Origin of the sequence: Falsiroseomonas oryziterrae (assembly GCF_021864505.1) — a bacterium.
In the GTDB taxonomy this organism is placed as follows: domain Bacteria; phylum Pseudomonadota; class Alphaproteobacteria; order Acetobacterales; family Acetobacteraceae; genus Falsiroseomonas; species Falsiroseomonas oryziterrae.
This window is the reverse complement of sequence record NZ_JAKJIB010000148.1, coordinates 1-9,117: the sequence shown is the minus strand read 5'-3', so window position 1 is coordinate 9,117 and position 9,117 is coordinate 1. Positions and strand designations below refer to the sequence as shown.

Sequence of the window (9,117 nt, the reverse complement as noted above, 5' to 3'; positions counted from 1 at the left end):
GCTCGCCGCGCCCGGGCGCGTGCAGGCGATCGCCGCGGCGGCGCTGGCGCGGCGCATCGCCGCCTCCACCGCCAGCCCGCGATCCAGCCCCGCGCAGAGCACGCCGCAGAAGCAGTCGCCCGCGCCGGTCGTGTCCACCGGCGTGACCGGCACGGCGGGCACGCTGAGCGCGTCACCCGAGCGGAACAGTACCGCGCCCTGCTCGCCGAGCGTCACCATCACGTCCACGCCGAGCGCCGCGCGCAGCCCGCGCGCCTCCTGCGCGCCGAGCCTCGCGCCGAGCACCGCCGCCTCGTGCTCGTTCACCACCAGCAGGTCGAGCGCGCGCAAGGCGTCGGGCGCCAAGTCGCCGGGCGGGGCGAGGTTCAGCACCACACGCGCGCCGCGCGCCTTCGCACGATGGACGAGCGTCGCGACCTGATCGGGCGGCACCTCCATCTGCAGCAGAACGACGACGCCGGGATGCAGCGCCGCATCCTCCACCTGGTCGGCGCGGGCGCGCATGTTGGCGCCGGGCGCCACCGCGATCTGGTTCCGCCCCGCGGGATCGACGCAGATCGAGGCGCAGCCGGTCGGGGTGTCCGTCACCGCGAGGCGCGCGAGGTCCACCCCCGCCTCGCGCAGCGCCGCGGTCGCGACATCGGCGAAGGCGTCGCGCCCGACGGCGCCGGCGAAGATCACGTCGGCGCCGTCACGCGCCGCCGCCACCGCCTGGTTGGCGCCCTTGCCGCCGGGAAAGCTGCGCACGCCTTCACCGAGCACCGTCGCACCCGGCGCCGGCAATTCCGGCACGGCGAAGACAAGGTCGGCGTTCGCCGAGCCGAACACCAACACGCTCATTCCGCGAACATCCGCCCGGCACGCGCGCGCTCGTAGAGCGTGGCGATCAGCGCCTCGAACACCGGCGCGACCTTGCGCGCGGGGTCCATGCGCTTCGCGGTCTGCGCCTCGCGCACGCCCTCGTCCTTCCAATGCCCGGTGCCGATCACGCCCTGGAGGAAGCCCTGCGCGCGGTCGCAGGCCATGGCGAAGCGTGCGGCCGGCGTGACGCCTTCCTCGAACTCCTCCCACAGCGCGCGCAGCCGGGCCCCGAGATCGGGCGGCAGCTTCCCGAACACCACGTCCGCCGCAGCGCGCTCGCGCTCCGCCTGGCTGAGGATATGCGCCTCGTCATAGGCGAAGGTGTCGCCGGCCTCGACTTCCACCAAGTCGTGGGCCGCGATCATCGCGAGCACATGGCCAAGCTCCGGCGGATCCTGCACCTCGCCATGCAGCAGCACGGCGAGAAGGGCCACGTTCCAGCAATGCTCGGCCGAATTCTCCTGCCGCGCCGCGCCATCATGGCCGACGGTGCGCCCGCGCCGCTCGACATGCTTGAGTCGGTCGGCGAGTGCCAGGAAGTCGATCAGCGCCGCGGTGCGGTCCGGCGTCATCGCGCCGTCCACCGGCCGAGCAGGAAGCCGAGGATCATCGCACCGCCAAGCATCGCCACCACCTCGCCGAACATCGCATGCGCCAGCGGCAGCCCGACCGTCACGAGCACGACCAGCAGCGCCACCTTCCACCAGCGCGCCAGCGCGGCCGAGCCGAGCGCCTTCCGCGGCTTCGCGCCGCCGCGGCGTCCGGCCGAGAATGGCCCGCGCGCCTTCGGCGCGACGCTACTCGCCACGCCCCAGCGCTTCCATCAGCTCGCGCCATTCGCGCTTGGACAGGCCCGATCCCTCCTGCGCGACCTGCTCGCCGGCGACCATACGCCGCACGATCGACAGCATCTGCGCCGAGAAGGTCACCGCGCCCAGCCGGTAGTCGCGGAAGGCGGCCGCGGCGATCGGCACCCAGGCCTCCACCGCGCCCATCATCGCGTCCGCATAGACGCGGATCTCGTACTGCGCATGCGCATCGGCCCGCAGCGAGAGGAAGTGGAAGAGGTTGTGCAGATCCGTCTTCCAGTACCACTGCGTATAGGCGTTGAGCGTCAGGTTCATCCGCGCGAGCTCCCGCGCCAGCCCGTGCCGCGACGGGTCGAGCACCTGGCCGCCCTCGTCCTCGTTCAGCATCTCGAGGTAGTGGTCGTAGTTGCGCGTCGCGTCCTCGCGCAGCAGGTCGAGCACGCGCGCCGCCTCCGCGCCTTCCAGCACCGCGCCGCGGCCCTGGCGGTTCACCGCCGACTGCGCCGCCAGGTGCTCGGGCGAGGGGATGTAGAACTCGCGGTCCAGGATTGAGTAGCGCGCGGAATACTCGTTCACGTTCGCCGTCCGGTGGCGGATCCACTGCCGCGCGACGAAGATCGGCAGCTTCACGTGGAACTTGATCTCGCACATCTCGAAGGGGGTCGAGTGGCGGTGCCGCATCAGGTAGCGGATTAGCCCCTTGTCCTCGTTCGCCGCCCTGGTGCCGCGCCCGTAGGAGACGCGCGCCGCCTGCACGATGGCGCCGTCATCGCCCATGTAGTCGACGACGCGCACGAAACCGTGGTCGAGCACCGGGATCGCCTGGAACAGCAGCGCCTCGATCGCGGGCACGGTGGGGCGCCGCGTCGGGTTGGCCGCCGCCCGCGCCGCCTCGATTTCCTGCTGCTGCTCGTCGGTCAGCGCCATGAAAAGGTCCCCCGGAACGGCGGCCTTCCTAGCCCGCGATCGCTCTGACTGTGCACACCGAAGGTGGGCACGGTCAGCGCGTGAATCGCCGGGCCAAACGAGATAGGCCGGAGTTGGGCTGAACACAGTCAGCCCAACTCCGGTCTAGCCTGCCGCCCGAGTCGGCGGCAGCCCCTCGATTCCGGGCGCCCGCCGTCCTATATCTGTCGGTGCCGGCTTGCCGGCTATGGCGATAAACACGACTCGGCATAAGCGTTGCGGACCCGGGGGCAGTGCCCGGCGCCTCCACCATCAAGGCCCCGCTTGTCGGCGGGCCAGGAACGGGGGCGAAACAGGCTCGACGCGCGTGGTAAAGGGGTCGCTTTTGCCCGGCATTGTACCGCCGTTATCGGGCTAAAACCTAAGTGCGAACGACAACAGCCGCGAGGCTGTCGCACTCGCTGCCTAACACTAGGTAAGCGCGGCTCGGGGGGCGCCGGGCAACAGAAGCCCCCCACTTCGCCATCCGGCCTCCAGGCCGGATGGCGAAGTTGTTTTCGGGTGCCCTCAGTCGCCGGGCGACCGTATCCGCGGTCTTGGCTTGCGCGCCTCAGGCATGGCCCATCCGGCCGCGCGGTCGGTCGCAGCGCGGGGCCGCCTTGCGGCCCGCACACTGCGAAGCCTCACGCCCTCGTGTCGCGCCTCTTCCTTGGGGTGGACGGCGGGCCTATGGTGGGTCCACAGGGACTCCTGCATGAGCGACGACGCGAGCCCGGCCCCGAGCCTGATCCCCTATGAGCGCTGGACCGACGACGCGCTGCGCGAGGTCGTGCTGCGCGCACTCGAACTCGCCTCGACCGAAGGCCTGCCGGGCGAGCATCACTACTACCTCACCTTCCGCACCGACCATCCCGGCACGAAGCTGCCGGGACACCTCAAGGCGCGCTACCCGCAGGAGATGACCATCGTCCTGCAGCACCAGTTCGAGGCGCTGCAGGTGGACCGCGACGCCGACCTCTTCTCCGTCCGGCTCTATTTCGGCGGCGTGCCCGCCACCCTGGTCGTGCCGATGGGCGCCTTGACCGGCTTCGCCGACCCCTCCGTCCGCTACGGCCTGCGCTTCCAGCCCTCGCTCGAGGCCGCAGCCGCGCAGGAGGAGGCCGAGGAGCCCCCACCGCCGCCCGCCAAGGCCGAGCCCGAGGGCCCCGCCCAGGTCGTCAGCCTCGACGCCTTCCGCCGCCGGCCGGCGCGCGACTGACTCCCCACAAAACCGCGTCGTCACGCCTTCGGCGTGACGCGGCTTTGCGGGGGCCCCGAATTGGCTCCCGGCATGAGGAAGGGGGCACATCCTGCTGCGGCAAAGCCGCAGCAGGGCACCGGGGGGCGGAAGCTCCGGTAGAGGTCGTCCAGGTTTCGAAGGGCGCACCCCTGCCCCGCCCGGCCCGCCGTTGGCGCGCAGGGCCGGCTCGGCTACCACCGCGCCAGGAAGGCCAAGGCCGCGGAGACCACCAATGACCGCCCCGCTCGACACCGACAGCCCCGTCGTCGCGCCGCCGCGCCCGCAGGGCTTCGCCTATTCGCCCATGTTCCCGCTCGGCGAGGACGCGACGCCCTGGCGCAAGCTCGACATCGCCGGCGTCTCCACGGCGCAGTGCGACGGCCGCACGGTGCTGAAGATCAAGCCCGAGGCGCTGGAGCAGCTCGCCTTCGCCGCCTGCCGCGACGTCTCCCACCTGCTCCGCCCCGGCCACCTCCAGCAGCTCGCGAACATCCTGAAGGACCCCGAGGCGACGGCGAATGACCGCTTCGTGGCACTCGATCTGCTGAAGAACGCTTCCATTGCCGCCGGCGGCGTGCTGCCGATGTGCCAGGACACCGGCACCGCCATCGTCTTCGGCAAGAAGGGCCAGCGCGTCTGGGTCGAGGGCGACGAGGAAGAAGCCCTCTCCTACGGCGTCCACCGCACCTACACCGAGACCAACCTGCGCTACTCGCAGATGGCCCCGCTGACGATGTGGGACGAGAAGAACACCGGGAACAACCTCCCCGTCGAGTTCTCCATCATGGCGGCCCCCGGCGAGCACCATGCCGACGAGCTGCACCTGATGTTCGTCCTCAAGGGCGGCGGCAGCGCGAACAAGACCTTCCTCTTCCAGCAGACCCGCGCGGTGCTGTCGAAGGAGAAGCTGCTCGCCTTCCTCTCCGACAAGATCAAGTCGCTCGGCACCTCCGCCTGCCCGCCCTATCACCTGGCGATCGTGATCGGCGGCACCTCGGCCGAGGCGACGCTCAAGACCGTCAAGCTCGCCTCCACCCGCTACCTCGACAGCCTGCCGACGCAGGGCAGCCTGACCGGCCACGCCTTCCGCGATGTCGAGTTCGAGAAGGAGGTGCACAAGCTGACGCAGTCGCTCGGCATCGGCGCGCAATTCGGCGGCAAGTATTTCTGCCACGACGTGCGCGTCATCCGCCTGCCGCGGCACGGCGCGTCCCTGCCGATCGGCATCGGCGTCTCCTGCTCCGCCGACCGCCAGATCAAGGCGAAGATCACGCCCGAGGGCGTGTTCCTGGAACAGCTCGAGCACGACCCGGCGCGCTTCCTGCCGGAGACGACGGACGACATCCTGGGCGGCGAGGTCGTGAAGATCGACCTGACCCGCCCGATGAGCGAGATCCGCGCGACGCTGTCCAAGTACCCGGTGAAGACCCGCGTCTCGCTCACCGGCCCGATGGTGGTCGCGCGCGACATCGCCCATGCCAAGCTGCAGGAGCGGCTGGACCGGGGCGAGGGCCTGCCCGACTACATCAAGAACCACCCGGTCTATTACGCCGGCCCGGCCAAGACGCCGCAGGGCATGGCCACCGGCAGCTTCGGCCCGACCACGGCCGGCCGCATGGACAGCTATGTCGAGGCCTTCCAGCGCGCGGGGGGCAGCTTCGTGATGCTCGCCAAGGGCAACCGCAGCAAGGCGGTGCTGAACGCCTGCAAGACCTATGGCGGCTTCTACCTGGGCTCCGTCGGCGGCCCGGCCGCCCGCCTCGCGCAGGACTGCATCCGGAAGGTCGAGGTGCTGGAATACCCCGAGCTCGGCATGGAGGCCGTCTGGCGCATCGAGGTCGAGGATTTCCCTGCCTTCATCGTCGTGGACGACAAGGGCAACGACTTCTACGACGGGCTGGAGTGAGGCGGGCGGCGGGCTTCCGGTTGACCCGGCCCCCGCCGCTTCCCATCACTCCGGCGCGGAGACCACCGCCGATCCTTGCCGGGAGAAGCACCGATGTCCCTCGCCACCCTCTGGACGCTGCGCGTGTCCCTACTGTCGGCCATCACCTGGCTCGGCGGCTGCAACATCGCCACGGCCTTCCGCGGCGACCTGGGCCAGGCGGCCTATGGCGCCGCCTTCACCCTGCTCTTCATCGCGAGCCTCGCCGCGATCGAGCGGCTCGCGACGCTGGCGCGCATCCCCGGCTCGATCCAGCCGGCGCCCCGGCCGCAGCCGGCCCTCGCCTGACGGGCGCGGCCCGGGCGGGCCGCGCGTGACCCGCCGCCACATCTCCTCCGGCAGCCGCTTCGAGGCGGAGATCGGCTATTCGCGCGCCGTGGTGGATGGCGACCTCGTCTTCGTCTCCGGCACCACCGGCTACGACTACGCCAGCATGACCATCGCGCCGGACGCGGTCACGCAATGCGAGCAGGCCTTCCGCAACATCGCCGCCGCGCTGGCCGAGGCCGGGGCGACGATGGACGACGTGGTCCGCGTCGTGTTCTACCTCCCCGAGCGCGCCGACTGGCCGCCCTGCTGGCCCGTGGTGCGGCGCTGGCTCGGCACCGCCCGTCCGGCCGCGACCATGCTCGTCGCCGGGCTGCAGGACCCGGCGATGCGCATCGAGATCGAAGTGACCGCACGCCTTCGGAGAGAGTGAATGCGCTTCGCCGTGGACCGGCTCGACCACCTCGTCATCACCTGCCGCGACGTCGAGACCTCGGCCGGCTGGTACCAGCGCGTCCTCGGCATGGAGCGGGAAGAGTTCGGCACCGGCGAGCGCCGCACCGCGCTGCGATTCGGCGGCCAGAAGATCAACCTCCGCCCCGAGACCGCGACGCAGGAGGCGTGGTTCTCCGGCGTCGCCTCGGTGCCGGGCGCGCAGGATCTCTGCTTCGTCGTCACCGTCCTGCCCGAGCAGGTGATGGAGCATCTGCAGCGCTGCGGCGTGACGGTGGAGGTCGGCCCGGTCGCCAAGCAGGGCGCTCTCGGCCCGATCCGCTCCGTCTATTGCCGCGACCCGGACGGCAACCTGATCGAGATCGCGAGTTATGGAGATGCCCTCTAGGCGCTGACGCGCTCCCTTCTCCCTCTCCCGCGTAGCGGGGGAGGGTCGGGGTGGGGGTAATCCCGCCTGAGGATCGCTCCGTGACCCAGACCCGCACCGAAACCGACAGCCTCGGCACCATCGACATCCCCGCCGACCGGCTCTGGGGCCCGCAGACGGAGCGCGCGCGCCGACTGTTCCGGATCGGCACGGAACGCTTCCCGCCCCTCCTCATCCGCGCCGTCGGCCTTCAGAAGCAGGCGGCGGCCGAGGCGAACAGGGCGCTCGGCGAACTGCCCCCGCACATCGCCGACGCCATCGCCGCCGCCGCCGCCGAGGTCGCGGCCAACCGGCACGACGACCACTTCCCCCTGCCCGTCTGGCAGACCGGCTCCGGCACCCAGACCAACATGAACGCCAACGAGGTGATCGCGCACCTCGCCAACCGCGCGCTCGGATCTGGCGATCCGCGCCGGCCGGTGCATCCGAACGACCACCTCAACCGCGGCCAGTCCTCCAACGACAGCTTCCCGACCGTGATGCATGTCGCGGCGTTGGAGGCGGTGACGCATGGCACCATCCCGGGCCTCGAGGCGCTGCACGCCGCGCTTTCGCGCCGCGCGGCGGAGTGGGAGCGGATCGTGAAGATCGGCCGCACCCACCTGATGGACGCGGTGCCCGTCACGCTCGGCCAGGAAGCCGCGGCCTGGGCGCGGCAGGTGGAACTCGGCATCGCCCGGCTGCGCGAGGCGATCCCCCGCCTGCTGCCGCTGCCGCAGGGCGGCACCGCAGCCGGCACCGGGCTGAACCGCCACCCCGACTTCGCCCGCCTCTTCGCGGAGCGCATGGCGGCGCTGACCGGCCTGCCCTTCGCCGCCAGCGACAACCCTTTCGAAGGGATGGGCGCGCATGACGCCTTCGTGGAACTGCACGGCGCGCTGAACACCGTCGCGGTCTCGCTCAACAAGATCGCGAACGACATCCGCCTGCTCGGCAGCGGACCGCGTGCCGGCCTCGCGGAACTGGTCATCCCGGCCGACGGCCTCTCCTCCTCCATCATGCCGGGCAAGACCAACCCGACGCAGTCGGAGGCGCTGACCATGGTTTGCGCCCAGGTGATGGGAAACCAGGTGACGGTGACCGTCGGCGGCGCGCAGGGCCACCTGGAGCTCAACGTCTTCAAGCCGGTGATCATCCAGGCGGTGCTGCAGTCGGCGCGGCTGCTGGGCGACGCCGCGGCCGGCTTCGCGGAGAACATGGTGGACAAGCTCGCGCCCAACCTGCCGCGCATCGCCGACAACCTGGCGAAGTCGCTGATGCTGGTGACGGCGCTCAACCCGCGGATCGGGTATGACAAGGCGGTGCAGATCGCCAAGCTCGCGCTCGCCGAGGACATCACGCTGCGGGACGCCGCCGCGCGGCTCGGCCATGTCGCGCCGGAGGACTTCGACCGCTGGGTGCGGCCCGAGGAGATGATCCGGCCGGGCACGGCGCTGGAGGGCGGTTGAGCCGGCACCTGCGCAAACGCTCCTTCCGCCTCGCCGGCCACCGCACCTCGGTCGCGCTGGAGCCCGAGTTCTGGGCGGCGGTGGAGGCGATCGCGGCGCGTCGCGCGCAGAGCCTCGCCGCGCTGGTCGCGGAGGTGGATGCCGCCCGGCCCGATCCGACCCTACCGCTGGCCAGCGCGCTGCGGCTTCTGGCGCTGCGCGAGGCGGGCGATTCCGGTGGACAGGACGGCCCGCCGCCGCGCAGCATTCGGGAATGAATGCCTATCCAGGCACGTTCTTTGACAGCCGCATCCGCCCGCCTGCCGCCGCCCGACGCCACCCGGCGCCTTTGTCCGAAACGCGCAGCACTGGCCGGCGCGCGCACCCGCGCCGATCGTATTCAGCTACAGGACCGCAGGGGCGGGCCCATTTGTCCGAAAACGCGCCCCGGCCCGTGACGCCCTGACGCGGCGATGCGCGTCAGCTTCGCTCCGCCCGCCAGCGCGCCCAGTCCGACACCTCGGGCAGCGCACGGGGCGCCGGCGCGGGGCCGCTGAGCCCGAGCCCGATCTCCGGCGCCTCCGCGGCCGGCCGCACGCCGAAGCGCAGATCGACCGTCCCGCGCCCCAGATCCGCCCCGCCCGACAGCGTCGCCATCGCGCCGGCCTCCGTCGTCACCCGCCCCGCCCCGATGCGCAGCCGCCCGGCCTCGATCCGCCCCTCGGCCTCCCACCAAGTTCGGA

At 71.6% G+C, this 9,117-nt stretch carries 12 protein-coding genes and 1 other RNA gene; 8 read left to right on the top strand and 5 right to left on the bottom strand.

Translation table 11 applies throughout. The features are described from left to right. The 4 genes from L2I40_RS13090 to thyX form a co-directional block, all read right to left on the bottom strand. On the bottom strand, positions 1 to 840 hold an 840-nt coding region (locus L2I40_RS13090), incomplete at its 3' end, for a ribokinase (protein WP_237215401.1). Continuing rightward, positions 837 to 1,433 carry an HD domain-containing protein gene (locus L2I40_RS13085; protein ID WP_237215400.1) on the bottom strand — a complete coding sequence of 199 codons (597 nt, stop codon included), beginning with the start codon at positions 1,431 to 1,433 and terminating at the stop codon, positions 837 to 839. The genes L2I40_RS13090 and L2I40_RS13085, both read right to left, overlap by 4 nt. After that, complete coding sequence (locus tag L2I40_RS13080; protein ID WP_237215399.1) at positions 1,430 to 1,669, bottom strand: hypothetical protein; 240 nt, start codon at positions 1,667 to 1,669, stop codon at positions 1,430 to 1,432. Before L2I40_RS13080 ends, L2I40_RS13085 begins: the two co-directional genes overlap by 4 nt. Beyond that, positions 1,659 to 2,597: an FAD-dependent thymidylate synthase gene (gene thyX / locus L2I40_RS13075; RefSeq protein ID WP_237215398.1), complete on the bottom strand. Its 939-nt coding sequence runs from the start codon at positions 2,595 to 2,597 to the stop codon at positions 1,659 to 1,661. Before thyX ends, L2I40_RS13080 begins: the two co-directional genes overlap by 11 nt. Positions 2,598 to 2,768: 171 nt before the next feature. On the opposite strand from thyX, the gene ssrA reads away from it, so the two are divergent. The 8 genes from ssrA to L2I40_RS13035 all read left to right on the top strand — a co-directional run bounded on the left by ssrA (position 2,769) and on the right by L2I40_RS13035 (position 8,652). Next, positions 2,769 to 3,095, top strand: a transfer-messenger RNA (tmRNA) gene (ssrA, locus tag L2I40_RS13070). 235 nt (positions 3,096 to 3,330) lie between these two features. Next, positions 3,331 to 3,834: an SspB family protein gene (locus L2I40_RS13065; RefSeq protein WP_237215397.1), complete on the top strand. Its 504-nt coding sequence runs from the start codon at positions 3,331 to 3,333 to the stop codon at positions 3,832 to 3,834. 253 nt (positions 3,835 to 4,087) lie between these two features. Then, complete coding sequence (locus L2I40_RS13060) at positions 4,088 to 5,761, top strand: fumarate hydratase (RefSeq protein WP_272910960.1); 1,674 nt, start codon at positions 4,088 to 4,090, stop codon at positions 5,759 to 5,761. A gap of 93 nt (positions 5,762 to 5,854) precedes the next feature. Further along, entirely contained in the window at positions 5,855 to 6,088 is a 234-nt protein-coding gene (locus tag L2I40_RS13055) for a hypothetical protein (protein WP_237215396.1), read from the top strand. Positions 6,089 to 6,113: 25 nt separating this feature from the next. Beyond that, a complete protein-coding gene (locus tag L2I40_RS13050) occupies positions 6,114 to 6,500 on the top strand; it encodes a RidA family protein (protein WP_237215395.1) in 387 nt (128 codons plus the stop codon). Beyond that, a complete protein-coding gene (locus L2I40_RS13045; RefSeq protein ID WP_237215394.1) occupies positions 6,501 to 6,908 on the top strand; it encodes a VOC family protein in 408 nt (135 codons plus the stop codon). 80 nt (positions 6,909 to 6,988) lie between these two features. After that, on the top strand, positions 6,989 to 8,395 hold the full coding sequence (locus L2I40_RS13040; protein ID WP_237215393.1) for a class II fumarate hydratase: 1,407 nt from the start codon (positions 6,989 to 6,991) through the stop codon (positions 8,393 to 8,395). Beyond that, positions 8,392 to 8,652: a ribbon-helix-helix domain-containing protein gene (locus L2I40_RS13035; RefSeq protein ID WP_237215392.1), complete on the top strand. Its 261-nt coding sequence runs from the start codon at positions 8,392 to 8,394 to the stop codon at positions 8,650 to 8,652. The genes L2I40_RS13040 and L2I40_RS13035 overlap by 4 nt, the downstream gene beginning before the upstream one ends. A 202-nt stretch (positions 8,653 to 8,854) precedes the next feature. On the opposite strand, the gene L2I40_RS13030 is transcribed toward L2I40_RS13035, so the two are convergent. Next, on the bottom strand, positions 8,855 to 9,117 hold a 263-nt coding region (locus L2I40_RS13030; protein WP_237215391.1), incomplete at its 5' end, for an AsmA-like C-terminal region-containing protein.

What these genes read in the sequence shown, in the direction of transcription:
- L2I40_RS13060 (WP_272910960.1), top strand. Translation starts at nt 4,088, where the DNA reads ATGACCGCCCCGCTCGACACCGACAGCCCCGTCGTCGCGCCGCCGCGC.
- L2I40_RS13055 (WP_237215396.1), top strand. Translation starts at nt 5,855, where the DNA reads ATGTCCCTCGCCACCCTCTGGACGCTGCGCGTGTCCCTACTGTCGGCC.
- L2I40_RS13045 (WP_237215394.1), top strand. Translation starts at nt 6,501, where the DNA reads ATGCGCTTCGCCGTGGACCGGCTCGACCACCTCGTCATCACCTGCCGC.
- L2I40_RS13085 (WP_237215400.1), bottom strand. Translation starts at nt 1,433, where the DNA reads ATGACGCCGGACCGCACCGCGGCGCTGATCGACTTCCTGGCACTCGCC.
- L2I40_RS13065 (WP_237215397.1), top strand. Translation starts at nt 3,331, where the DNA reads ATGAGCGACGACGCGAGCCCGGCCCCGAGCCTGATCCCCTATGAGCGC.
- thyX (WP_237215398.1), bottom strand. Translation starts at nt 2,597, where the DNA reads ATGGCGCTGACCGACGAGCAGCAGCAGGAAATCGAGGCGGCGCGGGCG.